General features: G+C 37.8%; 25 protein-coding genes. All 25 read left to right on the top strand.

Annotation, left to right across the window (positions count from 1 at the left end; all coding sequences use genetic code 11):
* The 25 genes from C8270_RS14975 to truB all read left to right on the top strand — a co-directional run bounded on the left by C8270_RS14975 (position 1) and on the right by truB (position 26,117).
* Positions 1 to 1,065: a protein-glutamate methylesterase/protein-glutamine glutaminase gene (locus tag C8270_RS14975; RefSeq protein WP_106497606.1), complete on the top strand. Its 1,065-nt coding sequence runs from the start codon at positions 1 to 3 to the stop codon at positions 1,063 to 1,065.
* 1 nt (position 1,066) lies between these two features.
* Complete coding sequence (locus C8270_RS14970) at positions 1,067 to 3,109, top strand: chemotaxis protein CheA (protein ID WP_106497605.1); 2,043 nt, start codon at positions 1,067 to 1,069, stop codon at positions 3,107 to 3,109.
* Between the two features lie 654 nt (positions 3,110 to 3,763).
* Positions 3,764 to 4,234 (top strand): chemotaxis protein CheW, encoded by a 471-nt coding sequence (locus C8270_RS14965; RefSeq protein ID WP_199794684.1) that lies wholly within the window; start codon positions 3,764 to 3,766, stop codon positions 4,232 to 4,234.
* A 6-nt stretch (positions 4,235 to 4,240) separates the two neighbouring features.
* Positions 4,241 to 4,879: a chemotaxis protein CheC gene (locus C8270_RS14960; RefSeq protein ID WP_106497604.1), complete on the top strand. Its 639-nt coding sequence runs from the start codon at positions 4,241 to 4,243 to the stop codon at positions 4,877 to 4,879.
* On the top strand, positions 4,872 to 5,369 hold the full coding sequence (locus C8270_RS14955) for a chemotaxis protein CheD (RefSeq protein ID WP_106497603.1): 498 nt from the start codon (positions 4,872 to 4,874) through the stop codon (positions 5,367 to 5,369). The genes C8270_RS14960 and C8270_RS14955 overlap by 8 nt, the downstream gene beginning before the upstream one ends.
* Positions 5,370 to 5,452: 83 nt before the next feature.
* Positions 5,453 to 6,226: a FliA/WhiG family RNA polymerase sigma factor gene (locus C8270_RS14950; RefSeq protein ID WP_106497602.1), complete on the top strand. Its 774-nt coding sequence runs from the start codon at positions 5,453 to 5,455 to the stop codon at positions 6,224 to 6,226.
* 68 nt (positions 6,227 to 6,294) lie between these two features.
* Positions 6,295 to 7,662: a DUF342 domain-containing protein gene (locus C8270_RS14945; RefSeq protein ID WP_106497601.1), complete on the top strand. Its 1,368-nt coding sequence runs from the start codon at positions 6,295 to 6,297 to the stop codon at positions 7,660 to 7,662.
* Between the two features lie 32 nt (positions 7,663 to 7,694).
* Positions 7,695 to 8,000, top strand: a complete 306-nt coding sequence (locus C8270_RS14940) for a hypothetical protein (protein WP_106497600.1) — start codon at positions 7,695 to 7,697, stop codon at positions 7,998 to 8,000.
* 10 nt (positions 8,001 to 8,010) lie between these two features.
* The gene (locus tag C8270_RS14935) at positions 8,011 to 8,466 is read left to right on the top strand and encodes a DUF6115 domain-containing protein (RefSeq protein ID WP_106497599.1); all 456 of its coding nucleotides are present in this window, start codon (positions 8,011 to 8,013) and stop codon (positions 8,464 to 8,466) included.
* 186 nt (positions 8,467 to 8,652) lie between these two features.
* Complete coding sequence (gene rpsB / locus C8270_RS14930) at positions 8,653 to 9,405, top strand: 30S ribosomal protein S2 (RefSeq protein ID WP_106497598.1); 753 nt, start codon at positions 8,653 to 8,655, stop codon at positions 9,403 to 9,405.
* Between the two features lie 181 nt (positions 9,406 to 9,586).
* Complete coding sequence (gene tsf, locus C8270_RS14925) at positions 9,587 to 10,471, top strand: translation elongation factor Ts (protein ID WP_106497597.1); 885 nt, start codon at positions 9,587 to 9,589, stop codon at positions 10,469 to 10,471.
* A gap of 107 nt (positions 10,472 to 10,578) precedes the next feature.
* Entirely contained in the window at positions 10,579 to 11,301 is a 723-nt protein-coding gene (pyrH, locus tag C8270_RS14920; protein WP_106497596.1) for a UMP kinase, read from the top strand.
* A 2-nt stretch (positions 11,302 to 11,303) separates the two neighbouring features.
* Positions 11,304 to 11,861 (top strand): ribosome recycling factor, encoded by a 558-nt coding sequence (frr, locus tag C8270_RS14915; protein WP_106497595.1) that lies wholly within the window; start codon positions 11,304 to 11,306, stop codon positions 11,859 to 11,861.
* Positions 11,862 to 12,185: 324 nt separating this feature from the next.
* Positions 12,186 to 12,953, top strand: a complete 768-nt coding sequence (locus C8270_RS14910) for an isoprenyl transferase (protein ID WP_106497594.1) — start codon at positions 12,186 to 12,188, stop codon at positions 12,951 to 12,953.
* Positions 12,954 to 12,967: 14 nt separating this feature from the next.
* On the top strand, positions 12,968 to 13,756 hold the full coding sequence (locus C8270_RS14905) for a phosphatidate cytidylyltransferase (protein ID WP_106497593.1): 789 nt from the start codon (positions 12,968 to 12,970) through the stop codon (positions 13,754 to 13,756).
* 134 nt (positions 13,757 to 13,890) lie between these two features.
* The gene (rseP, locus tag C8270_RS14900) at positions 13,891 to 15,153 is read left to right on the top strand and encodes an RIP metalloprotease RseP (protein WP_106497592.1); all 1,263 of its coding nucleotides are present in this window, start codon (positions 13,891 to 13,893) and stop codon (positions 15,151 to 15,153) included.
* Positions 15,154 to 15,249: 96 nt separating this feature from the next.
* Positions 15,250 to 19,539, top strand: coding sequence for a PolC-type DNA polymerase III (locus C8270_RS14895; protein ID WP_106497591.1), 4,290 nt, complete (start codon positions 15,250 to 15,252; stop codon positions 19,537 to 19,539).
* 434 nt (positions 19,540 to 19,973) lie between these two features.
* Entirely contained in the window at positions 19,974 to 20,444 is a 471-nt protein-coding gene (gene rimP / locus C8270_RS14890; RefSeq protein ID WP_106497590.1) for a ribosome maturation factor RimP, read from the top strand.
* A gap of 15 nt (positions 20,445 to 20,459) precedes the next feature.
* Positions 20,460 to 21,578, top strand: a complete 1,119-nt coding sequence (gene nusA, locus C8270_RS14885) for a transcription termination factor NusA (RefSeq protein WP_106497589.1) — start codon at positions 20,460 to 20,462, stop codon at positions 21,576 to 21,578.
* 12 nt (positions 21,579 to 21,590) lie between these two features.
* On the top strand, positions 21,591 to 21,866 hold the full coding sequence (gene rnpM, locus C8270_RS14880) for an RNase P modulator RnpM (RefSeq protein WP_106497588.1): 276 nt from the start codon (positions 21,591 to 21,593) through the stop codon (positions 21,864 to 21,866).
* Complete coding sequence (locus tag C8270_RS14875; RefSeq protein ID WP_106497587.1) at positions 21,863 to 22,162, top strand: YlxQ family RNA-binding protein; 300 nt, start codon at positions 21,863 to 21,865, stop codon at positions 22,160 to 22,162. The genes rnpM and C8270_RS14875 overlap by 4 nt, the downstream gene beginning before the upstream one ends.
* A gap of 20 nt (positions 22,163 to 22,182) precedes the next feature.
* Complete coding sequence (infB, locus tag C8270_RS14870; RefSeq protein ID WP_106497586.1) at positions 22,183 to 24,351, top strand: translation initiation factor IF-2; 2,169 nt, start codon at positions 22,183 to 22,185, stop codon at positions 24,349 to 24,351.
* Entirely contained in the window at positions 24,348 to 24,626 is a 279-nt protein-coding gene (locus tag C8270_RS14865; protein WP_106497585.1) for a DUF503 domain-containing protein, read from the top strand. The genes infB and C8270_RS14865 overlap by 4 nt, the downstream gene beginning before the upstream one ends.
* Positions 24,627 to 24,742: 116 nt before the next feature.
* Complete coding sequence (gene rbfA / locus C8270_RS14860) at positions 24,743 to 25,087, top strand: 30S ribosome-binding factor RbfA (RefSeq protein ID WP_106497584.1); 345 nt, start codon at positions 24,743 to 24,745, stop codon at positions 25,085 to 25,087.
* Positions 25,088 to 25,229: 142 nt separating this feature from the next.
* The gene (gene truB / locus C8270_RS14855; RefSeq protein ID WP_106497583.1) at positions 25,230 to 26,117 is read left to right on the top strand and encodes a tRNA pseudouridine(55) synthase TruB; all 888 of its coding nucleotides are present in this window, start codon (positions 25,230 to 25,232) and stop codon (positions 26,115 to 26,117) included.
* The last annotated feature ends 45 nt before the right edge of the window (positions 26,118 to 26,162 follow it).

Here is a 26,162-nt window from a genome sequence, read left to right as displayed (position 1 = left end):
ATGAAACCCATTCGTGTTTTAGTTATTGACGATTCAGCATTTATGCGGAAAATGATCGCCGATATCATTAATAGTGATAGTCGTTTGGATGTCGTTGGTACTGCACGAAATGGAGAGGATGGAATAAATAAAATAAAGGCTTTATCACCTGATGTTATCACATTAGACGTGGAAATGCCGATCATGGATGGAATAACAGCACTAAAGATGATTATGAGTCAAACGCCACTACCTGTTGTAATGGTATCAAGTATAACAAAGGAAGGTACAACCAAAACAGTGGAGGCTATTTCAAACGGTGCAGTTGATTTCATTACAAAACCATCTGGCTCCATATCGTTAGACATTACGAAAGTGAAACAAGAAATTATTAACAAAGTGGTTACTGCAGCACATGCGCAAATGTCTAAAAAAACGGGTACAGTTACTGATTCTGTTCAACAAACAAGAACAGACCGGATAACCCAGCAGCATGCGAAGACAGTCGTTGCCATTGGGACGTCTACAGGAGGCCCAAGAGCACTACAGCGAGTGTTAACGGATTTGCCTAGCGATATTCAGGCACCGATTTTAATTGTCCAGCATATGCCAGCGGGTTTTACTAAATCATTAGCAGAACGATTAAATACACTGGCAGGCATTCATGTGAAAGAAGCAACACATGGTGAAATACTCCAACAGCATACAGCTTATATTGCGCCAGGTGATTTTCATATGAAAATACGCCAAGTAGGTACTTCACTTGCGATTGAATTAACGCAGGAAGACGGGCTAAACGGACACAGACCTGCTGTTGATGTTTTGTTCAAATCATTAGCTACAATCAATAACGTAAACAAAATTGCGGTTGTGTTAACTGGTATGGGCCATGACGGTTCAGAAGGTGTTAAACAGTTAAAAGAAATGGACAAGCAAACAATCGTAATTGCTGAAGCTGAAGAATCATCAATTGTATATGGTATGCCAAAATCAGCCATCAAAACAAACTGTGTTAACCATATTACACATTTGCACCAAGTAGGAGATACGATTACACAGTTGGTAAAAAGCTCAGGGGGGATGTAACATGGATACGACAGAATATTTAGATGTATTCATCGACGAAAGCACAGAGCATCTGGAATCATTATACAAACATTTACTAGAATTAGAGAAAAATCCGACTGATAAAACAATCATTGATGAAATTTTCCGTGCTGCCCACACATTAAAAGGCATGTCTGCTACGATGGGGTATAGTGATTTAGCGAATTTAACACATAAGTTGGAAAATGTTTTTGATGGAATTCGGTATGATAAAATAAAAGTTCAAACAGAAATGATGGACGTATTATTTGATGCAGTTGACCACTTGAATGCAATGGTAGAGGATATTGCAAATGAAGGTGATGGCAGTAGAAATGTTCGTGAAGTAGTTGATCAATTGGAAAGAATCGAAAATGGGGAAGAAACAGGTCAAGCAAAAAGCGAACAACCACAGCAACAGCTAGATACAGCTGCTTCGCTGGAAAAAGTTGCTACATTAAATGAATTCGAATTATCTATCTTAAATGAATCGGCTGATCGGGGATTCTCCAATTATGAAATAACGGTTGAACTGCGCGAAGATTGCCTATTAAAAGGTGCCCGCGTGTTCATGGTATTTGAAGTACTAGAAAAACTCGGTGAAGTAATAAAATCAGAGCCTACGGTAAATGATTTAGAAGAAGAAAATTTCGAAAATTCATTTACAGTGTTGCTCGTTTCCAATTTCGAGCAAACGGAAATAGAGGAACGAATTTGGAAGGTATCTGAGATTAATCAAGTTACCGTAAATCATTTCTCTATTTCAGCCTATAATCAAGAACAAGAGGAACAAAAGGAACAGAAGAAACAGCAAGCTGAAGTGGAACAAGAAGCAAATACGCCAGATGATCAAAATTCAGACAAACAAGTTAAGCAAAAAACAAAAGGATCAACAAGTAAAACGATTCGAGTAAATATTGATCGTTTGGATGTTCTAATGAATTTGTTTGAGGAATTAGTTATTGATCGTGGACGATTAGAACAAATTTCCACGGAATTGAATCATAATGACTTACAAGAAACGGTTGAACGAATGACGCGAGTTTCAGGCGATTTACAGAGCATTATTTTAACAATGAGAATGGTACCAATTGATCAGGTCTTTAATCGCTTCCCTCGAATGATACGGCAATTAGCACGGGATTTACAAAAGAACGTTGAAGTCGAGATAATTGGTGCAGAAACGGAACTGGACCGGACAGTTATTGATGAAATTGGGGATCCGTTAGTACATTTAATCAGGAATGCGATGGATCACGGGATTGAAACCCCTGATGTTCGTAAACAAAAAGGCAAGCCTGAACAAGGTACAATCCAACTGGAAGCTTATCATAGTGGAAACCACGTCTTTATTGAAATTTCCGATGATGGTGCTGGAATCAACCGAGACAAAGTATTGGAAAAGGCAATAGCTAATGAAGTAGTAAGCCAAAGTCAAGCGAATTCTTTAACAGATAATCAAGTTTATGAACTTATCATGGCAAGCGGTTTTTCTACTGCAGAGAAAATCTCCGATATTTCTGGCCGCGGAGTTGGGTTGGATGTAGTAAAAAATACAATTGAATCGTTAGGTGGAAATATCTCAATTGATGCCAAAATGGATAAAGGATCGACTTTCTCGATTCAATTACCATTAACGTTATCGATTATATCTGTATTGCTAATTGAATTGCAACAAGAAAAATATGCTGTTCCATTATCATCCATTATTGAAACAGCTATTATCCATAAAGATAAAATCATGCATGCTCACAATAAAAAGGTAATTGATTTTCGTGGAAACGTAATACCGCTTGTATTTCTTAAAGATATTTTTGCTGTACCGGCAGAGGATGCGCAAGAGAATGATTACGAATCCATTGTAATCGTTCGAAAAGGGGATAAACTAGCCGGTCTTGTTGTTGATTCCTTTATCGGCCAACAAGAAATCGTTTTAAAATCACTTGGGAATTATTTAACAAACGTGTTCGCCATCTCCGGAGCGACAATCCTTGGAGATGGACAAGTAGCATTAATTATTGATTGCAATGCATTAATTAAATAAGGCTGTTTGCCAAAAGATTGGGACTGCGATACTCGCCCCATCGAAAATATTTGTTGTTTTTTATACAAAAGATATAAACTGCTACATAACTGCTGGGCTCTTTTCTATAAGTATGTGCATTTCTCGTCGTCCGGGATCGCTCCGGGTGGATGCTTTCCGCGGGCACGGCCTCAGCCTCCTCGAGAAAACCACTCTGCGGGGTCTTCGGACACGTGCTGTTCCCGCAGGAGTCACCACCCCACCGCTCACCCGGACTAGTGAAGTGGTAGGATACTTTATAGAACACTTACTACTACGGTTAATGATAGTAAATACAATACCAGCGGAGGAAATACACGGAGACTCCGGCGGGAGGAAAGGCCTAGGTGAGACCCCGCAGAGCGACGAGCAAAACTCCCACCGAGTAAGCTTCGAGTTGCGAGGAACGCTACTTCATCGAATTTCCTGCTACGCGACGAGCACCCCAGCTCGAGGAGGCTCAACAGCCGCCCGCGGAAAGCGTAGTGTATTTCCGGAGCGGGTAGACGCACCAACCATCATTTCAAGTTGTGTCGCAGTTTATATCAACTACGCCTTAAATAAAAGGTCAATATCGGACACTATGTAGGAAAAATGGAAGCGAATTTTGATAAAGAAGCTAATGGAGGGATTATGATGGAAAATGAAACGGTAATGGATCATAAGGTGATTGTATTTCAACTAAAAGATGAGGAGTATGCTGTTTCGGTACAACAGGTTGGTTCGATTGAACGGATTGAACCAATCACCAGAGTTCCACAAACCGCTGATTTCGTAAAAGGTGTTATTAATATGCGTGGGGTTGTAACGCCAATTATTGATTTACGAAAACGATTTGGAATAGAAGAAACAGAATTTAGTGATTCAACCCGAATCATTATTGTATATATGGATGATATCGAAGTTGGCTTAATTGTTGATGCAGCCAATGATGTTATCGATATTCCAGAAAGCGCAATTGAACCAGCACCTGAAGTAGTAGGGTCGGTAGATGTTGACTATATCCAAGGAGTTGCAAAACTTGAAAATCGCTTATTAATTTTATTAGACCTTCAAAAAGTTTTATCAAAGAATGAAATGAATGAGTTGAAAACAGTGGAAGGATAATGCTATATGGAATTTAATAATCGTTTATCCTATGTTCAATTGGATGTTTTACGTGAGATTGGGAATATTGGCGCAGGGAATGCAGCAACATCGATGTCAAAACTGCTTGATACGAAGGTAGATATGCAAGTCCCTGCTGTTGAAGTCGTTGCCTTTGACGAAGTTATGGATATGATCGGTGGTCCAGAAGAATTGATTGTAGCGATTTTTATTCGTATCCAAGGCCCAGCACCTGGTACGGTTTATTTTATTCTGACAAAAGATGAAGCCGAATATTTAGTTAGAGCAGTGACATCAGACCCTGAATTTATTCTTAACGATGTGGAACAGCCAAATGAATTAGCGATTTCAGCTCTGCTGGAAGTGGGAAATATTTTAGCGGGATCATATCTGTCGGCATTATCTGATTTCACAAATATCAATATGCAGCCGTCAGTTCCTTCCCTTAGCATAGATATGGCTGGAGCAATTTTGACAGTGGGATTACTCGAGTTGTCACAAGTAACAGATTATGCCATTATAATCGATACGAAAATAAATCAGCAATTAGCAGAAAACGGAATTCGTGGTCACTTTTTGTTGTTACCTGACCCGTCATCGTTTGGGAGAATTTTTGCAAGTTTAGGAATTGATGACCATGAATGACACACAAACTGTTGTCAAGGTCGGAATTGCTGATTTGAATGTTGTACGTGCACCAAATACAATTCGTACGTCAGGGCTTGGTTCATGTGTAGGTGTTGTTATTTATGACTTGCCAAAACAGTTGGCTGGTCTTGCCCATGTCATGTTACCGGATTCAAAAATGGCAAAACAAAAAACGATCAATAAACATAAATATGCAGATACTGCAATGGATATATTAATGGAGAGGCTATATTCCATGGGTGCAAGAAGATTTGAATTGAAGGCAAAACTAGCTGGTGGAGCACAAATGTTTCAATTTACATCTACAACAGAAATTATGCGAATTGGTCCGAGAAATGTCGAAGCTGTTGAGCAGAAGCTTCATGATTTTCATATTCCAATTGTTGCAGCAGATGTAGGTGGGAATTGTGGAAGGACGATTGAATTTGAGCCAAGTACGGGTGAATTAAAGATACGTAAGGTGAATCAGGGGGAATCATTCATATAACGTGTAATACCGAGAACATGTTGAGGCTTTGAAGGTAACTCTTACAACTTCTTAAAGTAATGATGAGAGGAGCGAGTGATACAATGACAGCAAACAAATCTCCTCTGGAACAAAAATTATGGCATAACTGGGTAGAAAATAAGGATAATGATGCAGCAAATGAGTTAATCCAAAATTATATGTACCTGGTAAGTTTTCATGTGGAACGAATTGCTAGTCATTTGCCAAGTAATGTCAGCAAAGATGATATTAAAAGTTTCGGCTTAATGGGTTTATTTGATGCGCTAAAAAAGTTTGATCCAAATCGTGATTTAAAATTTGACACATATGCATCGTTCCGAATTCGTGGTGCTATTATTGATGGATTAAGAAAAGAGGATTGGCTCCCTAGATCTATAAGAGAAAAAACGAAAAAGATCGAAAAAGTGTCCGTGGAATTAGAACAAAAACTTCACCGCTCTCCAACTTCTGAAGAGATTGCCACCAAGGTAGGATTGGAAGCAAGGGAAGTGGAAACATTGATACGTGATACGCTATTTGCTAATGTCTTATCAATTGAAGATAAACCAAAGGAAGCAACTAATGAACATAAAGAAGGTATTGGTTACATCTTACCTGACGAGGCATCCGTTTTACCGGATGAACAAATGATGCAGTCAGAGCTAAACCAAGAATTAGCACAAGGTATTAAATCCTTGAACGAAAATGAACAAATGGTAATTAGCTTATTCTATCATGAAGAATTAACGTTAACAGAAATTGGTCATGTTTTGGGGTTAACAACATCAAGAATTTCACAAATTCACCGAAAAGCAATATTTAAATTGCGAAATACATTGCAAAAAATACATGCTTAAACAGATTCAATTCTTTTGATTCAAATGATATTATCTAATGAAGCGATTTCTGTAAAGGAGAATTAGTAGTGGGGGACTTGCAAGACTATTTTTATATCAAAATGACAACTGATCGTATGACGGCAGAATTATACCGAACAGATAAGCTAGAAGATACGAACTTCAAATGGACCGAAAATACATGGCGTGATTTTTTAATTAAAGATAAGATTCAGCAAGGTATTCTCGAAGATGCTGTTCAATCACTTGTTACGAGGATTGAAGACATTGATTTCCCAACCATGATTGCAAAAGGAGTTCCTGCTAAGCATGGAAAAGATGGAGAAATTCAATATGCGTTCAGTCTTAATCCAGAGTTTGATAAATCTGTTGAATGGAATTTTCGTGATGTGATGCGGATCCCATCTGTTCAAAAAGGTCAACGTTTAGCAACGGTCTACATGCCCACCGAGGGGACAAACGGGATAGATGTATATGGTAATGAAGTTCCGGCGTATCCTGGAAAACCTGTGTCAATTAAATCGGGTGAAAATGTAGTATATAATCAACAGGATCACTCTTTTTATGCGATAGCAGATGGGCAGGTGAGTGTAGATAGACGTTATATTATGGTTCATAACGTCTATCAAGTGAATGAAACCCTGTCAATGAAAGATGGCAATTTAGATTTCGTCGGATCGATTGTCATAAATGGAGATGTTCCAACAGGATATACGGTGAAGGCTAAAGGTGATATTAAAATATTCGGTATGGTAGAAGCAGCAACCCTAATTGCTGATGGTTCCATTTTTATTTCTGGGGGAATTGCCGGTTTGCAAAAGGGAATTGTCGAAGCAGACGGCAGTATTCATGTTGGTTATATTAATCAAGGTATTGTCCATGCAGGTAATGATTTATTTGTAGAAAGCTCTATTTTACATAGTGAATGTACTGCGAGAAGTAATATCTATTGTCAAAAAGGTAATATCATCGGTGGTGAATTATCAGCGGGTAAATCAATGGAAGCAAAAGATATTGGAAATCGAATGAGTACGCAAACAGAGATTGTATTTGGGTTAGATAAACCAATTGCTGAAAAAGAAAAAAAGTTATTTGAGGAAAAAGAGGAATTACAAGCGACGCTGGAGAAATTAGTGGTACTCGGTAATAAATTAGCTGATCAAGACGACACGCAAAATTCAAAAATACGGATCACCAAATTAAAACAACGACATTCCTACAATCAAACAGCTGAACGATTGGCAGAAGTTGATGAAGAACTTCATCAACTAAATGCGCATATAGGCAAGGAACAAGAAACTAAATTAATAGTTCGCGGACAACTTTACAGTAATGTAATGGTTGCTTTTGGTAAGTATAAGCGGAAAATAGATACGACAAATCAGCATGTACAGGTGAAGTTAGTTAACAATGAAATTACGATTCAACCACTCTAAACACGCACTTTTAGAATAAGGGAAGTGATCATTTGGGCTGGAAATCAATCGAAATGCAGGTAGCGCTTCCGAGAACACAAGATGCGGGGAAACTTCAAGATCAAATGACAAGGCAAAATCAACATTCTCAGGAGTCACTTATTGCGAATCAATTAAAGCAGGATGAACAAAAGCGAAAACGTGTTAATGAATTTGCCGAAACAGATAAAGTGAAAGTAAAAAAAGATCAAGATCACTCCAATCAGACTTCCCAAGATCAACAACAAGAAGAACAGAAACAAGAAGATCAGTTTATTGACCACCCGTATTTAGGCAATAAAATTGATTTTTCAGGATAGAAGGGGTTTTATGACAGCATTTATATTTTTAATTAGTTTTTTATTACACGTTATTACGCTTGCAGCAATTTATCAGTTATTAAAACAAATCAAGCAACTAAAACAACAAAAGCAAAATAACACGAGCGAAGTGATGGAACTATTTGATACGTATTTGCAGGAAATTAAAGAAGAAAATAGAATGCTTGAAGCCAGACTTGGCAATAATGATAGGAAGGATTTAGGTGAAGCCCAACAAGCAACAATGCGTAAAAATACACCAGATCCGATTAATCAAATGGAATATGCAGATACAACCCCTGATTTGCCAGAGGCTGAAGCCGATGACAGCTTTGAAACCTCTTTACAAGCACGGATTTTACAACTGTATGATCAGGGTTACTCACATGAAGAAATAGCTAGCAAACTCAACTGTGGAAAAACGGAAGCAGAGCTCGTTATAAAATTGCACGGAAAAAACACATAAAAATGCTTGCTTGTATGGGTACCATATGATATATTTATTTTTGGTGTAAATGCTATGTTTACTTAAAATAAGTGAGCAAGTTTAATCACACACGTTTGCTGATTTGCGTAAGGGGTGCCATACTTATTGATGGTCCTTAGCAAAAATGATTCAAACGGAGGAAAAAACCAATAGGAGGAATTTAATATGTCAGTAATTTCAATGAAGCAACTGCTAGAAGCTGGTGTACATTTCGGACATCAGACACGCCGTTGGAATCCAAAGATGAAAAAATACATCTTCACGGAGCGTAATGGCATTTATATCATTGACCTGCAAAAAACAGTTAAGAAGGTTGATGAGGCGTACAAATATGTAAAAGAACTTGCTGCTGATGGCGGCACTATTCTTTTCGTTGGTACTAAAAAACAAGCACAGGATTCTGTTCGTGATGAAGCTACACGTTCAGGTATGTTCTATATTAACCAACGTTGGTTAGGTGGTACATTAACAAACTTCCAAACAATCCGTAGACGTATCAATCGCTTGAAAGATATTGAACGCATGGAAGAAGATGGGACATTTGACGTACTTCCGAAAAAAGAAGTTGTTGGATTGCTAAAAGAAAAAGACCGTCTTGTGAAATTCTTAGGCGGAATTAAAGAAATGAACAAGCTTCCAGATGCTATGTTCGTTATCGATCCTCGTAAAGAACGGATTGCGATTGCAGAGGCTCATAAATTAAACATTCCGATTATCGGAATTGTTGATACAAATTGTGACCCTGACGAAATTGATTATGTTATTCCAGCGAATGATGATGCTATCCGCGCCGTTAAGCTACTTACTTCAAAAATGGCTGATGCTATCCTTGAAGTTAAACAAGGGGAAGAAACAGAAGTAGTAGAAACGGAAGAAACTGCTGCTGAAGCTGAAAAAGTAGAAGCAACAGAAGAGTAATTTTTAAGAACAAAGGTGCAGGCCGGACGTGGCCTATTATGCTGAAAGCTTAATAGCACCCCGAATATTATACTTTTTCATTTTTAAAAAAGGACAGGTGATAAGGGGATTAGCCTTTTATCACCTTTTTTAAAGAACTCGCAATCACAGCTAAAATTGAATAGTTTAAGGAGGATTTATTATGGCAATTACTGCTAAAATGGTAAAAGAACTTCGTGAAAAAACAGGTGCAGGTATGATGGATTGTAAAAAAGCACTTCAAGAAACAGAGGGAGACCTTGAAAAAGCAATTGACTTTTTACGTGAAAAAGGAATTGCGAAAGCTGCGAAAAAGGCAGATCGTATTGCTGCAGAAGGTTCCACACATATTGAAATCGACAATAATACAGCGGTGCTTTTAGAAGTAAACTGTGAAACCGACTTCGTAACAAAAAATGACCAATTTAAGCAATTGCTATCTGAATTGGGACAGCATATTGTAAAATTAAAGCCAGCTAGCGTTGAAGAAGCATTGCAACAAAAACTTCATGGTGAAGGTGATACAGTTGAAACTTATATCAAATCTGTAATAGCTAAGATTGGTGAGAAAATTTCGTTGCGCCGTTTTACTGTATTAACGAAGACAGACAATGATGCATTTGGTGCATACCTTCACCTAGGTGGTCGTATTGGTGTATTATCACTTCTTGAAGGTACAACAGATGAATCGGTTGCTAAAGATATAGCAATGCATGCAGCAGCTGTAAATCCACGTTATGTATCACGTGATGAAGTTGCTAAAGAAGATGTCGATCACGAACGTGAAGTGTTAACAACACAGGCATTAAATGAAGGAAAACCAGAGAAAATTGTTGAAAAGATGGTTGAAGGTCGATTAGGAAAATTCTTTGAAGAAGTTTGTTTATTAGAGCAAAGCTTTGTAAAAGATCCAGATCAAAAAGTCAAAAAATATGTAGCTGATAAAGGCGCTTCCGTCAAAGCGTTTGTTCGCTATGAAGTTGGCGAAGGTATGGAAAAACGTGAAGAAAACTTTGCGGAAGAAGTTATGAGCCAAGTGAAAAAGTAATGTAATGGTGGATAGGGGACACGAGTTGTTCCCTATTTCTCTAGAACTTATCTGATCCTCTAACTTCGTAAAATCAGCAGAAAAATAAACTTTCTCTGGAGGTTATTATGACAACAGCACGTTATCGAAGAATTGTGTTAAAATTAAGTGGAGAAGCACTCAGTGGGGAACAGGGCTATGGCATTGAACCGCAAGTCATTCAATCGATAGCTTCACAAGTAAAAGAAGTAGCCGAATTAGGTGTTGAAGTGGCCGTTGTTGTTGGCGGCGGAAACATTTGGCGTGGTAAAGTCGGCAGTGAAATGGGCATGGATCGCGCAACGGCTGACTATATGGGCATGTTGGCGACAATAATGAATTCTCTGGCACTTCAGGACAGTTTAGAAAATATTGGAATACCAACTCGTGTGCAAACGTCAATCGAAATGCGCCAAGTTGCTGAACCATACATACGGAGAAAAGCAATTCGCCATTTGGAGAAAAAACGGGTCGTTATTTTTGCGGCAGGCACGGGAAATCCTTATTTTTCAACCGATACAACTGCTGCCTTACGCGCTGCAGAAATTGAAGCTGAAGTAATTTTAATGGCCAAAAATAATGTTGATGGTGTGTACACCGATGATCCAAAAATCAATAAAGATGCGCAAAAATACGAAAATCTTTCATATTTAGAAATGTTAAATGAAGGTTTAGGAGTAATGGATTCAACAGCGTCATCATTGTGTATGGACAATGATTTACCGTTGATTGTTTTTTCCATCACGGATGAAGGAAATATTAAGCGAGTTGTTCTTGGTGAAACAATTGGTACAACTATAAGGGGGAAATAACGATGGCAAATGATATTCTGAAGCAAATGCGTGATAAAATGGCACAGGCTGTCCAAGCATTTTCCAAAAACTTAGCCACTGTACGGGCAGGTCGTGCAAATCCATCTTTGTTAGATAGTATTTATGTAGATTATTATGGTGCTTCTACTCCGCTCAATCAATTGGCTTCCATTTCTGCACCAGAAGCGAGATTGTTAGTCATTTCACCATTTGATAAATCATCTGTTGGTGATGTTGAAAAAGCAATCCAAAAAGCAGACTTAGGATTATCACCGTCAAATGATGGTCAAGTTATCCGGATTAATATTCCTGCTTTAACAGAAGAGCGTCGTAAAGAATTAGTTAAAGTGGTTGGAAAGTATGTGGAAGAAGCACGTGTGCAAGTGCGAAATATTCGCCGCGAAGCAAATGATCAGCTTAAAAAGGCGGAAAAAAATAGCGACTTGACTGAAGATGAACTACGTAGTGAGCAAGATGAAGTACAAAAAGAAACAGATAATCACATTGCAAAATTAGATGACCTTGCGAAAGAAAAAGAAAAGGAAATTATGGAAGTATAAATGTATCGGTGTATATGCAGAATCGTGAACAAAAAACGATCTGCTATCACTTGAAATTTTTATTTTTTAACATGTAAAATAAGAAGCAACCGCCCTCTTGTTTAAGGGGGCATTTGTTTTTTTATGGTAATCTAAATAATTAACTGTACCTAACGGGCGCTCGACTTTTGTTCACACGAAAATAAAAATCGTGCTATAATGAAGATTCATCTTATTAGTGGTTCCTAACTAACCACAATAAAGTCATATAATTCTTTTTTCCTTCATATTGATTATAGTTGAAAGGATTGTATAGGATAATCAACCGTACTCGGAGGACAAAATATGTCAATGAAACTTCCTTTTTTCAAAAAAAAACAAAATGATATAAATAGCCAATGTGATATTGAAGAAAAAAACATCCCAAAACACGTTGCAATTATTATGGACGGGAATGGCAGATGGGCAAAAAAACGAGGTCTTCCGCGAATAGCAGGACATAAAGAAGGTATGAATGTTGTAAAAGAAATAGTAAAGGCTGCAAGAAATAATCACGTAGAAATTCTAACGTTATATGCATTTTCTACTGAAAACTGGAAACGGCCAAAAACAGAAGTTGATTTTTTAATGAGGTTACCTAAAGAATTTTTACATATTTATTTACCTGAGCTAATTGAAAATAATGTCAGAATTGATACAATCGGTAATTTTACTGATTTACCGAACCATACAAAAGAAGCGATCCAATATGCGAAAGACAAAACAAAGAATAATAATGGATTATTATTAAATTTTGCTTTAAACTATGGTAGTAGATTTGAAATTATGCGTGCGATCAAAGAGATCACGATGGACATTGACTGCAGTAAGTTATCAATCGATGCACTAGATGAAAAGGTGTTTTCTGAATATCTTTACACGACTGGATTAAGAGATCCTGATTTATTGATCCGAACGAGTGGTGAGCAACGTCTGAGCAACTTTTTACTGTGGCAAGTAGCATATTCGGAATTTTGGTTTACGGATGTATTATGGCCTGACTTTAATGAGGAAATTTTTAGGGAGGCCCTCCATGATTATCAGCAGCGTAAAAGGCGCTATGGAGGTATATAGGTGTTGAGACAATTATGAAACAACGAATTATAACTGCAATTATCGCATTACTTGTATTTGTTCCATTTATATTGTACGGAGAATTACCGTTTACTTTATTTGTTTACTTAATGGCTACAATTGGTTTAATCGAGCTGATTAAAATGCGTGAAATGAGTAATTTTCTTATCCCATCACTTTTAGCAATTGTTTTCCTATGGATTATGTTGTGGGATTTTGATACCTATAGCATTCCAGCTATTGGATTGGAAAAATCAGAAGTAATGATGCTGTTTGTTATGTTATTATTAACATATACTGTTTTCGCTAAGAATACATTTAATTTTGAAGATGCTGGGTTTATGTTTTTGTCTGCAGTCTATATTGGAATAGGTTTTTACTACTTAATTGTGACAAGAGATGCAGGACTAAATTACATTTTTTATGCATTGCTTGTCATATGGGCGACAGACACCGGAGCATATTTTTTCGGCCGAGCTTTTGGAAAGAAAAAATTATGGCCAAAAATTAGTCCAAATAAAACAATCGAAGGGGCTGTTGGCGGAATTTTACTTGCCTGTCTTGTTGGAATTGTGTTCCAATTAGTTGATCCTTTCCCACATACAATGTTCTACATGATTGTTATCACCATTTTAGTATCCATTTTTGGACAAATTGGTGATCTTGTTGAGTCAGCATTCAAACGGCACTTTGGTGTGAAAGATTCGGGGAAATTATTACCTGGACATGGTGGAATCTTGGACCGATTAGATAGTTTGTTATTTATTCTACCGTTATTGCATATCATGTATTTTGTGTCCTAACGAATTGGACGAAGGATTTGAATTATGTATCTCAAAAAGGTTACACTTTAAATTAGTATTACAGCTCTAGGCGATTTTTTGCTTATTGGGAAGACAAGTGTTTAATCGACTCAGATTAAAGGAAGGTGCCCCTTTTGACAACAGTTATCGCGTTTATATTAATGTTTGGTTTACTTGTGTTTATTCATGAGTTCGGTCATTTAATTTTTGCAAAACGAGCTGGCATGCTGGCGCGTGAATTTGCAATTGGATTTGGACCGAAAATATATTCTTTTAAAAAAAACGAGACCGTGTATACGATTCGATTACTACCTGTTGGTGGGTATGTGCGTGTTGCGGGTGACGATCCGGAAATTGTTGAATTAAAGCCAGGACATCATATTGGGCTGGAGTTTAATGAACAAGGCAAGGTAAACAAAATTATCGTTAATCATAAATCCAAACATCCAAATGCACGAGTTATCGAAGTAGAGTATGCCGATCTGGATCATAAATTAATTATCGAGGGTTATGAAATTGATGAGGAAGATCATAAATTACAGTTTGAAGTAGATCAGAAGGCTTTTTTTGTGATGGATGAAAAAGAATCTCAAATCGCCCCATTTGATCGACAGTTTGCGTCAAAAAGCGTTGGGAAACGTGCCATGCAACTGTTTGCTGGCCCGATGATGAACTTTATTCTCGCCATTGTAATCTTCTTTATTCTTGGACTTATCCAAGGTGTTCCAGTTGATCGGGCAATTATTGACCAAGCGAAGTCTGGAACCCCCGCTGCTGAAGCTGGATTTGAGCATGGAGATGAGATTGTTCAAATCAATGGGAATTCAATCTCAACATGGGATGAATTTGATAAAATTATCAAAGAAAATCCAGAGGAAGAATTGACGATGACAGTGAAACGGGAAAATGGAGAGACAGAAGAGCTTGCTGTTGCACCAGCTAAGCAAGAGGCTCAAGGGCAGGTGTATGGTCAGCTTGGCGTTACCCGTGCCTTTGAAAAATCAATAACTGGTACATTACAATTTGGATTTGTACAAACATATGATACAACAAAATTAATTTTAACAAACTTAGGAATGTTAGTTACCGGACAGTATTCAATTGAAATGTTATCAGGTCCTGTTGGTATTTATGATGCGACAGATCAAGTTGTTCAAACCGGTTTTATGAATCTCTTAATGTGGACAGCAATTTTAAGTATTAACTTAGGAATTGTAAATTTAGTACCATTACCAGCACTTGACGGTGGCAGATTACTGTTTGTCGGAATTGAGGCTGTGCGTGGGAAGCCAATCGATCCACAAAAAGAAGGAATTGTCCATTTCATTGGTTTTGCTTTATTAATGTTATTAATGATTGTTGTCACGTGGAACGACATTCAGCGTCTGTTTTTATAAAAAGTTAGTGGTGTGTTCAATCTGGGAACCCTTGTCAGCAGACAAGGGTTCCCACGTGATTGTACTATGAATTTTCGTGTAATAGGAGGGTATGCCATGGCGATATCAAATATAGAGAAAATGAATCTATTGCTAACACAGTTGCATATGCCAGAGGAATATATGGAACATTTTCAAGATAGTCAAATGCTGCGATTAGAGGTTTTCAAAAAAGAACAGATGTGGCATTTTCATATACAAACCAAGAATGTATTGCCGAGTAGTATTTATCAAATTTTGTATGCCAACTTACAGCATACATTTAATCAGATTGCCAAAGTAGACCTTACATTATATACAGAAAATAAAACATGTGATGAGAAAACAATTTCTGGTTATTGGAAAAGTTTTATTCAATCGATTTCCAATTTGTCTCCTGCTTACAAAGATTTAGTGCATAACCAGGTCCCTAAAGTCGCCCATAATAATATTATGTTAACTGCGAGAAATGAAGCCGAAGCTAGTGCGTTAAAAAAGCGACTAGATGAACCGTTTCGCACCTACTGTAAAAAGGTTGGTGTACCATCCTATTCGCTTGTAATTGATGTTAAAACGGAAGAAGCTGATTTACAAAAGTTTAGGGAACAAAAGGCACAGGAAGATCAGCAAATTATTCTAAAAACCGTTCAAGAGAAGGAAAAACGGGAGCAAAATAAGCAAAATGAGGACCATGCTAAACCGTTTGCAATTGGTTATGGTATTCAGGATGAAGCTCTCATGATGCAAGAAATTCAGGATGAGGAACGTCGTGTTACTGTTCAAGGCTATGTATTTTCGGTTGATATTCGAAAATTGCGCTCCGGAAGAAGCTTGTTAATCGCCAAGGCTACTGATTACACCGACTCCCTCCAAATAAAAATGTTTTCCAAAGGTGACGACGATGCTGATAAGTTCGAACAATTGAAAACAGGGATGTGGATCAAAGCGCGCGGAAGCATCCAGACTGATATGTATACGAATGAATTGGCAATGATGGCGAATGACATGCATGAAGTACAAGTGGAAACTAGAAAAGATACGGCTCCTGATGAAGAAAAACGAGTCGAATTACATGCACACACCACGATGAGCCAAATGGATGCGGTTGTTTCTCCATCGCGTTTGGTTGAACAAGCTGCTAAGTGGGGACACAAAGCTGTTGCGATTACGGATCATGCCGGGGTACAAGGCTATCCTGAAGCACATGCAGCAGGTCAGAAGAACGGAATCAAGGTTTTATATGGAGTTGAAGCTAACCTTGTTGATGATGGTGTTCCAATCGCCTATAATGAGCAGGATGTCGAACTAGAGAACGGGACATATGTTGTATTTGACGTGGAAACAACTGGATTGTCGGCTGTTTATGATACAATCATTGAACTTGCAGCGGTAAAAATACATCAAGGTGAAGTTGTTGATCGGTTTGAGTCATTTGCTAACCCACATCATCCATTATCACAAACAACAACAGATTTGACAGGTATTACCGATGAAATGGTAAATACTGCTCCTGAAATTGATGATGTATTAAGAGATTTTCAAGGATGGGCTGACGATGGCATTCTGGTTGCCCATAATGCAAGTTTTGATATTGGATTTTTAAATGCAGGCTACAAAAAAATTGCTTACGAAAAGACGAAAAATCCTGTAATTGATACATTAGAACTAGCAAGGTTTCTATTTCCAGAGTTGAAAAACCACCGTTTGAATACTTTGTGTAAACACTTGGATATCGAATTAACACAACACCATAGGGCGATTTATGATGCCGAGGCTACTGGTTATTTGTTATGGAAACTAGTACAGCGACTACTGGAAAAGGATATTCGAAATCATGCCCAGTTGAATAATCATATGGGCGAAGGAAATGCATATCAGCGTTCTCGCCCGTTTCATTGTACATTAATGGCCAAGAATCAAGAAGGCTTAAAAAATATTTATAAGCTTGTCTCACATGCGCATATTGACTATTTTTACCGTGTTCCAAGGATCCCGCGTTCTAAACTACAAAAGTTTCGTGAAGGAATTTTGGTTGGGACAGCATGTGATAAAGGTGAAGTTTTCGAAACAATGATGCAAAAATCAGCTGAAGAGGCAGAAAAAGTCGCTGAATTCTATGATTATATCGAAGTTCAACCACCTGCAAACTATGTGCACTTGGTTGAAAAAGAGCTTGTCCAAAATGAAGCACAAGTATTAGATATCATTGCTAAATTAGTAGATTTAGGAAAGCGTATGGGCAAACCCGTTGTAGCAACAGGAAATACGCATTACATTGAGGAACATGATAAGTTGTATCGACAAATCTTAATTGCATCACAGGCGGGTAACCCTTTAAATCGACAAACATTACCTGATACACCATTTCGAACAACAAATGAAATGCTCGATTGCTTTGCTTTTTTAGGTGAGGAAACTGCAAAGGAAATTGTCATCACGAATACACAGCAACTTGCTGATGGCATAGAGGAAATTTCTCCTGTTAAAGATGGACTTTATACACCAACAATTGAAGGTGCGGACCAAGAGATGCGCGATCTGTGCTATACAAGAGCCAAAAAAATATATGGTGAACCAGTTCCGCAAATTGTCGTTGATCGGCTAGAGAAGGAACTGGAAAGTATTATTGGTCATGGGTTTGCGGTTATTTATTTAATCTCACATAAACTTGTTAAAAAATCATTGGATGATGGCTATTTAGTTGGCTCAAGGGGATCAGTCGGGTCGTCACTCGTTGCGACAATGTCGGAAATAACAGAAGTGAATCCATTGCCACCACATTATGTTTGTACAGAATGTCACCACCACGAATTTATTACCGATGGATCGGTCGGTAGCGGATTTGATTTACCGGATAAAGATTGTCCTAATTGTGGGGTTCCGTTAACGAAAGACGGACAAGACATTCCATTTGAGACATTCTTGGGATTTAAGGGTGATAAGGTCCCCGATATTGATTTGAACTTCTCTGGGGATTATCAACCTCGGGCACATAATTATACAAAAGTTTTATTTGGTGAAGATAATGTTTATCGCGCTGGTACAATTGGAACCATCGCGGAAAAAACAGCGTATGGCTACGTAAAAGGGTATGCATCAGACAAACAGCTTGTTTATAAAAATGCTGAAGTAGATCGGCTTGTCCAAGGATGTACAGGTGTAAAACGGACAACCGGCCAGCATCCAGGTGGAATTATTGTGGTACCGGAGGATAAGGAAATTTTTGATTTTACTCCGATTCAATTCCCGGCTGATGACCGAAAAAGCGAATGGCGGACAACACACTTTGATTTCCATTCGATTCATGATAATTTACTAAAACTAGATATTCTTGGACACGATGATCCAACAGTCATTCGGATGCTTCAGGATTTAAGTGGAATTGATCCGAAAACAATTCCAACAGACGATGCTGAAGTAATGAAAATATTTTCTGGACCAGAAACACTGGGTGTAACAGCGGAGCAAATTAATTGTAAAACCGGTACATTAGGAGTACCAGAATTTGGAACAAAATTTGTTAGGCAGATGCTTGAGGATACGAAGCCGACTACGTTTGCAGAACTTGTAATAATATCAGGTCTTTCACACGGGACGGACGTGTGGTTAGGTAATGCCCAGGAATTGATTAATGATGGCATATGTGAATTACCAGATGTTATCGGTTGCCGTGATGATATTATGGTATATCTCTTGCATAAAGGATTAGAGGCATCGCTTGCGTTTAAAATTATGGAATTTGTCCGTAAAGGGAAAGGATTACAAGATGAGTGGATTTTAGAGATGAAGAAACACGGCGTGCCGGATTGGTATATTGAATCATGTAAAAAAATAAAATACATGTTCCCGAAAGCCCATGCTGCAGCATATGTGCTAATGGCGATCCGAATTGCGTATTTCAAAGTTCATCATCCAATTCTTTTCTATGCAGCATACTTCACTGTAAGAGCGGATGACTTTGAACTAGATACAATGGTCAAGGGCTCGCAGTTGATAAAACAGCGAATCGAGGGCATTGTAGCTAAAGGAAATGAGGCACCGCCAAAAGAAAAGAGTTTATTAACTGTATTGGAAATTTCACTTGAAATGTGTGAACGTGGCTTTTCGTTTAATAAGGTTGATCTTTATAAATCAAGTGCAACAGAGTTTATCGTAGATGGAAATTCGCTTATCCCACCATTTAATGCGGTAGATGGACTTGGAACAAACGCAGCACTTAATATTGTGAAAGCACGTAAAGAAGGGGAATTCCTGTCAAAAGAAGACCTTCGTGAACGCAGTAAGATTTCGAAAACAGTTTTGGAATACCTTGATAATCATGGGTGTTTAGAAGGAATGGCAGAAAAAAATCAACTCTCCCTATTCTAGGTTTGGAAATTGATTTTTAGCAGTTGCTATTTGGTATGAACAAAAAATAGTTAGATGCTATGAGCAGTTGCAATATACGTAGACTCCCGTGGAAAGCTAAGTGAATTGCAACTGTGGCCCTAAGTAGCAACAATCATACATAAGCGCCTTGATTTAAATAGAACACGATAACCGCTCCGCCTTGCAAGATTATTTTTCTTATGATATAGTTTTTATTGGTAAGTATTGATACGAACGGTCAAAAGAGTGGGTGAAACCCACTCTTTCTTCATACTTCTATGATTTCTGCTGAGTGAAACTTCCCCCTTGCCACAACTTTCAGGCAGGGGTTTTATATTGAAAAGCAGAAACACGAGCCAATAAAGCACTCAAATGAAATTAAGTATGATTGTTCATAATAAGGAAAACGACAATTGAATAAAGGAGGATTACTTTTGAGTTCGCAAGTAATTAAAACAACGGAAGAATTAGTCCAGCCTATTTTGCGGGAAAATAATCTTGAATTAGTTGATATTGAATACGTAAAAGAAGGCAAGAATTGGTTTTTGCGAGTTTACATCGATAAAGATGGTGGCATTGATATAGCGGAATGTGGTCAGGTTTCTGAGCAATTAAGTGAAAGATTAGATGAAATCGATCCCATTAAAGAAGCCTATTTTCTTGAAGTATCATCACCAGGTGTTGAGCGGCCATTGAAATCAGAAGAAGATTTTACAAATAACGTAAATAATAATGTTTATGTAAAGCTATATGAACCAATAGATGGTGAAAAGGAATATGAAGGTATTTTAAAAGACTTTACCGATCATGTGGCAACGATTGAATATAAAATAAAAACGCGAAAAAAACAAGTGGAAATTCCATTCAATAAGATAGCAAAAGCAAGGCTTGCTGTAACATTATAAAGGGGGAAAAGAAAAGTGAGCAGTCAGTTGTTTGACGCGATTGATTATTTAGAAAAAGAAAAAGGCATTGATAAGGATATATTGTTGGAGGCTTTGGAAGCGGCTTTAATATCTGCTTATAAGAAAAATTTTAAGTCGGCAACAAATGTGAGGGTTGATCTTGATGAAGAAGCAGGTTCAATGCGTGTGTTTGCCAGAAAAACAGTTGTCGATGAAGTAGAGGATTCCCAACAAGAACTTACGTTAGAGGAAGCAAAAAAAGTCAATCCGAATTATGAATTGGAAGATGTAATCGAGGTTGAGGTAACACCAAAAGATTTTGGGAGAATTGCTGCTCAAGCTGCTAAACAGGTTGTAACACAACGAATTCGTGAAGCAGAACGTGGGGTTATTTTTAGCGAATATGCAGATCGTGAAGAAGATGTCATGACTGGTATTATTCAACGAATGGATCCACGCTTCATTTACGTGAACCTTGGTAAGATTGAAGCGAAATTAGCAGAAGCAGAGCAAATGCCAACGGAAGATTACCATGTGCATGATCGTCTTAAAGTATTTGTGACAAAAGTGGAAAACACAAGTAAAGGGCCGCAAATTTACGTATCAAGGTCACACCCTGGCCTATTAAAACGCTTATTTGAAATGGAAGTTCCTGAAATATATGATGGTACGGTTGAGATCAAGTCTGTTTCAAGGGAGGCAGGAGATCGTTCCAAAATATCTGTCCACGCGGATGACCCGGAAATCGATCCGGTTGGTTCATGTGTTGGCCAAAAAGGACAGCGGGTGCAAGCAATTGTTAACGAACTAAAGGGTGAAAAAATTGATGTGGTTGAATGGTCAGAGGACCCAGTTGTCTATGTTTCCAATGCACTAAGCCCATCTAAAGTAGTTGAGGTACTTGTGAACGAAGAAGAAAAAGCAACAACCGTAATTGTTCCTGACTATCAACTTTCTTTAGCTATCGGTAAACGGGGACAAAATGCTCGTTTAGCTGCTAAATTAACTGGCTGGAAAATAGACATTAAGAGCGAATCAGAGGCTAGAGAAGAAGGCCTGTTAACAGATGAGTTTGTCGGAGAAGAAGATGATGATGATACCTATCCTGACAATATGGACGATTTGTTCGAATAAGGGGGCTATCTGATGGCACAAAAGAGAAAAATCCCGCAAAGGAAATGTATTGTAACAAACGAAATGAAGCCTAAGAAGGATCTTATTCGGATTGTTCGTACAAAAGAGGGCGACATATTTGTTGACGAAACTGGAAAGAAAAATGGTCGTGGCGCATACTTGTCAAAGGATAAAGCAGTAATTGATAAAGCTGAAAAAACGGGTGCTTTAAATCGTCAGTTAAATGGAGAAGTAGATGCAGCTATCTATGATGAACTCAGAGAAATAGTAGATGGTAAGAAAGCATGAAAAATAATTACTTAAATATGATTGGTTTAGCTTACCGAGCCAGAAAGTGCTCGCTCGGAGAGGAAACGATTGTCAAAGATATTCAACAAAATAGAGCTAAACTAGTCCTTTTGGCGAATGATATTGGTGCCCAAACAAAAAAGAAATTAACAGATAAATGTAAGACATATGATATACCTTTTGCAATAGTTGATGATCGAGAAACGCTGTCGAAAGCTATTGGAAAAACACAGAGAGTAGCTATTGCTATTTTAGATGCAGGATTTGCCACTAAGATTAAATCGTTACTCGGGTAAATAAATTCGGGGGTGAACGTATGACTAAAATGCGTGTATATGAATATGCCAAGAAAAATAATGCAACAAGTAAAGATGTGATTGGACACTTAAAAAAATTAAATGTAGAAGTATCTAATCATATGTCCACTATTTCAGATGATGTTATCACGAAATTGGATGAGAGATTCAGCAAGAAATCATCTGATCAAAAACCAAATAAGCAAACGACAAATAAACCGACTTCCAAGAAACAAGCAAATACACAAAATAAAACAAAAAATACAAATCAGAAAAACAATAATAACAGTGGAAATAACAAAAATTCGAACCAAACATCGCAACAATCAAGACCAAAAAAGAATAATCAGCACCATACGAAGCAACAAAGAGGTAAGAAAGGAAGAAATAACAATAAAACATTTCAATCACCTAAGCAACCAGTGGTGAAGGAAACACCAAAAGAAATCAAATATAGTGGAACACTTACGGTAAGTGATTTGGCAGGAAAATTAAATAAAGAGCCATCAGAAATAATTAAAAAGCTTATGTTCTTAGGTGTAATGGCTACAAAAAACCAAGACTTGGATGATGATGCGGTTGAACTAATCTGTGAAGAATTCAATGTAGCTGTTGAAAAGGAAATTATTTTAGAAGATACGGACTTTGATAAATATAAACAAGAGGATGATGAGAAGGATTTAATTGAGCGGCCCGCTGTTGTAACCATTATGGGACACGTTGACCATGGTAAAACAACACTGCTTGATTCCATTCGCCATACAAAGGTAACAAGAGGAGAAGCTGGCGGTATTACACAGCATATTGGAGCATACCAAGTAGAAAACAATGGAAAAAAAGTTACGTTTCTTGATACTCCAGGGCACGCAGCGTTTACAAGCATGCGGTCACGTGGTGCACAGGTAACAGACATTGCTATTTTAGTTGTTGCAGCAGATGACGGCGTAATGCCACAAACAGTTGAAGCAATTAACCATGCAAAAGCAGCTGAAGTGCCGATTATTGTAGCAGTTAACAAAATGGATAAAGAAGGTGCTAACCCAGATCGTGTTATGCAAGAGTTAACGGAATATGAGTTAATTCCAGAAGATTGGGGCGGCGATACCATTTTTGTTCAACTTTCTGCAGTCAAAGATGAAGGTATTGATGACCTGTTGGAAATGATTTTGCTTGTTTCCGAAGTGGAAGAATTAAAAGCAAATCCGAACAATTATGCTTTTGGAACTGTTATTGATGCAAAGCTTGACAAAGGAAGAGGATCCGTTGCAACATTGCTTGTGCAAAATGGAACACTTCATGTTAGTGACTCCATTGTTGTTGGTAATACATTTGGACGTGTTCGTGCTATGGTCAATGATTTAGGACAACGGGTTGAAGAAGCTGGACCATCAACACCAGTCGAAATTACCGGACTTAATGAGGTACCACAAGCAGGTGATCAATTCCTAGTTTTTGCCGATGAGAAAAAGGGACGTCAAATTGGGGAAGCACGTCAACAAAAATTTATTCAGGAAAATCGTACAGAACAAACAAAAGTCAGCCTTGACGACTTGTTTGAACAAATTAAGCAAGGTGAAATGAAAGAGATTAATATCATTATTAAAGCCGACGTACAGGGTTCAGCAGAAGCAATGGCATCTTCTCTACGTAAAATTGAAGTAGAAGGTGTTAAAATTAAAATCATTCATACTGGTGTTGGAGCAATAACCGAATCAGATATTATTTTAGCATCAGCATCTAATGCCATCGTTATTGGGTTTAATGTACGTCCAGATGCAAATGCTAAGAAAGCAGCAGAATCGGAAAAAGTTGATGTACGGCTGCACCGAGTAATCTATAAAGTTATTGAGGAAATCGAATCAGCAATGAAAGGCATGCTTGATCCAGAGTTTGAAGAGAAAATCATCGGTCAAGTTGAAGTACGGGAAACATTTAAGGTATCTAGAATTGGTACGATTGCTGGTGGCTATGTAACGGAAGGTAAAATCACCCGTGACTCTGGTGTTCGCCTGATTCGGGATGGTATTGTTCAATTTGAAGGTGAAATTGATACACTGAAACGTTTTAAAGATGATGTGAAAGAAGTTGCACAAGGCTATGAATGTGGTATTACAATTGAAAAATTTAATGATATCAAAGAAGGCGACATTATCGAGGCATTTGTGATGGAGGAAATTGAACGCAAATGATTGGTTTTGTAGAGGTAGAGTGTATGTTGTATGAAGGCCATTCATTAAAGCAAAAACGATCTGTTATAAAACGCGTGATGGCAAAACTTCGCAACGACTTCAATGTTGCCATAACTGAACTTGATTTTCATGATTTATGGCAACGCACAAAGTTTGGAATTGTAACAATTTCAACTAGCAAAACACATGCTGACCAAATTATTCAGGAAGTGTTACGGGTTATTGACACGTTCTCAGAATTAGAGCGAACCATTACAAATGTTGAATGGTTATAATGCTGGAGAATATGGATGAAAAATCGACCTTGTGTCGATTTCGGTTAATCCGGATTTGGCGCGATTAACTTTCTAGAATGTACGTGATAACGTCTTCTAATAATGAGGTGATCTTAATGAGTGATTTACGTGCAAATCGTGTAGGAGAGCAAATGAAAAAGGAACTCGGGGATATTTTAAACCGAAAAATAAAAGATCCTCGGGTTGGCTTTGTGACGGTAACGGATGTGGAAGTGACAGGAGATTTACAGCAAGCGAAAATATTCATTTCCGTTCTTGGTGATGAACAGCAAAAGCATGATACATTAGTTGGTCTTGCTAAAGCAAAAGGATTTATTCGATCAGAACTGGGACAACGGATTCGCTTACGTAAAACACCTGAATTATCCTTTGAATTTGATGAAGCATTGGAACAAGGAAATCGAATTGAGACAATTTTACGTGAATTAAATAAAAAATAATGCACAAAATGCAAAAAGCGCTTCCCGCGTAAAGTAGCGGTTGGGAGGAGTAAGGAAATCTGACTCTTGAGATACGAGTAAGAGAGTCAGATTTTTCCTTGCTTTATAAAATTAGCTTATTAGCTTGCTGGAGGAAATTGGTATGGATGGTATCATCCCACTATGGAAACCAAAAGGATTAACATCACACGATTGTGTAGTTAAAATACGAAAATTATTACGCACAAAAAAAGTTGGACATACGGGTACACTTGATCCGGAAGTAGAGGGCGTTCTACCTATCTGCGTTGGACAAGCTACAAAAATTGTCCCATTTTTAACAGATACAAAGAAAACATATATAGCAGAAGTAACACTAGGTATCTCAACAGAGACAGAAGATGCAACAGGAGAAATTGTTGAACAAAAACCAGTGGAAATTCAACCAACAAAAACAAATGTTGAGGATGTCTTGCAATCTTTTATGGGTGAATCAACTCAGATTCCTCCAATGTATTCGGCTGTAAAAGTGAATGGGAAAAAATTATACGAATATGCTCGAGCAAATGAAATGGTCGAGCGTCCAAAGCGTACGATTACTATTTCCGAACTCACATTTTTGGAACATACAAGTGAACAATCTTTTCTTATTAAAGCCGTTTGTTCCAAAGGTACATATATACGAACATTGTGCGTTGATATTGGGGCTCAATTAGGTTATCCTGCACACATGTCGCATTTAATTCGGACGCGAACAGGAGCAATAAAACAGCAAGATACGGTAACGTTTGATAAGATAGAAGAGGCTATAATAGACGATCAATTGGATGATGTGCTCTTACCCATCGCCAATGGTTTAACCCATCTGGAGAGTGTGAGGGTGGATGAAGATACAAAGAAAAAAGTACTAAATGGACAAAAACTGGCAAAAACAAATATCATAAAGACGACACAACCATTTGTGATGATGCACAACAACCAAGTATTAGCAATCTATCAGATACACCCTGATCATGACGAGCAAATTAAACCTGTACGTGTATTTTCATAACATAGATGTAATAATGTAAACATATTGGATTAGGATTTTTTATTT

Source organism: Lentibacillus sp. Marseille-P4043, assembly GCF_900258515.1.
Lineage (GTDB): Bacteria > Bacillota > Bacilli > Bacillales > Amphibacillaceae > Lentibacillus_C.
The sequence above is the reverse complement of the archived record's forward strand: the minus strand, read 5'-3'. Positions and strand labels throughout refer to the sequence as shown.

What these genes read in the sequence shown, in the direction of transcription:
- C8270_RS14905 (WP_106497593.1), top strand. Translation starts at nt 12,968, where the DNA reads ATGAAACAACGAATTATAACTGCAATTATCGCATTACTTGTATTTGTT.
- C8270_RS14960 (WP_106497604.1), top strand. Translation starts at nt 4,241, where the DNA reads ATGGAATTTAATAATCGTTTATCCTATGTTCAATTGGATGTTTTACGT.
- C8270_RS14950 (WP_106497602.1), top strand. Translation starts at nt 5,453, where the DNA reads ATGACAGCAAACAAATCTCCTCTGGAACAAAAATTATGGCATAACTGG.
- C8270_RS14865 (WP_106497585.1), top strand. Translation starts at nt 24,348, where the DNA reads ATGATTGGTTTTGTAGAGGTAGAGTGTATGTTGTATGAAGGCCATTCA.
- C8270_RS14895 (WP_106497591.1), top strand. Translation starts at nt 15,250, where the DNA reads ATGGCGATATCAAATATAGAGAAAATGAATCTATTGCTAACACAGTTG.
- rnpM (WP_106497588.1), top strand. Translation starts at nt 21,591, where the DNA reads ATGGCACAAAAGAGAAAAATCCCGCAAAGGAAATGTATTGTAACAAAC.
- C8270_RS14875 (WP_106497587.1), top strand. Translation starts at nt 21,863, where the DNA reads ATGAAAAATAATTACTTAAATATGATTGGTTTAGCTTACCGAGCCAGA.
- C8270_RS14935 (WP_106497599.1), top strand. Translation starts at nt 8,011, where the DNA reads ATGACAGCATTTATATTTTTAATTAGTTTTTTATTACACGTTATTACG.
- rpsB (WP_106497598.1), top strand. Translation starts at nt 8,653, where the DNA reads ATGTCAGTAATTTCAATGAAGCAACTGCTAGAAGCTGGTGTACATTTC.
- frr (WP_106497595.1), top strand. Translation starts at nt 11,304, where the DNA reads ATGGCAAATGATATTCTGAAGCAAATGCGTGATAAAATGGCACAGGCT.
- pyrH (WP_106497596.1), top strand. Translation starts at nt 10,579, where the DNA reads ATGACAACAGCACGTTATCGAAGAATTGTGTTAAAATTAAGTGGAGAA.
- truB (WP_106497583.1), top strand. Translation starts at nt 25,230, where the DNA reads ATGGATGGTATCATCCCACTATGGAAACCAAAAGGATTAACATCACAC.
- C8270_RS14975 (WP_106497606.1), top strand. Translation starts at nt 1, where the DNA reads ATGAAACCCATTCGTGTTTTAGTTATTGACGATTCAGCATTTATGCGG.
- rbfA (WP_106497584.1), top strand. Translation starts at nt 24,743, where the DNA reads ATGAGTGATTTACGTGCAAATCGTGTAGGAGAGCAAATGAAAAAGGAA.
- C8270_RS14970 (WP_106497605.1), top strand. Translation starts at nt 1,067, where the DNA reads ATGGATACGACAGAATATTTAGATGTATTCATCGACGAAAGCACAGAG.
- C8270_RS14910 (WP_106497594.1), top strand. Translation starts at nt 12,186, where the DNA reads ATGTCAATGAAACTTCCTTTTTTCAAAAAAAAACAAAATGATATAAAT.
- C8270_RS14965 (WP_199794684.1), top strand. Translation starts at nt 3,764, where the DNA reads ATGGAAAATGAAACGGTAATGGATCATAAGGTGATTGTATTTCAACTA.
- C8270_RS14955 (WP_106497603.1), top strand. Translation starts at nt 4,872, where the DNA reads ATGAATGACACACAAACTGTTGTCAAGGTCGGAATTGCTGATTTGAAT.
- infB (WP_106497586.1), top strand. Translation starts at nt 22,183, where the DNA reads ATGACTAAAATGCGTGTATATGAATATGCCAAGAAAAATAATGCAACA.
- tsf (WP_106497597.1), top strand. Translation starts at nt 9,587, where the DNA reads ATGGCAATTACTGCTAAAATGGTAAAAGAACTTCGTGAAAAAACAGGT.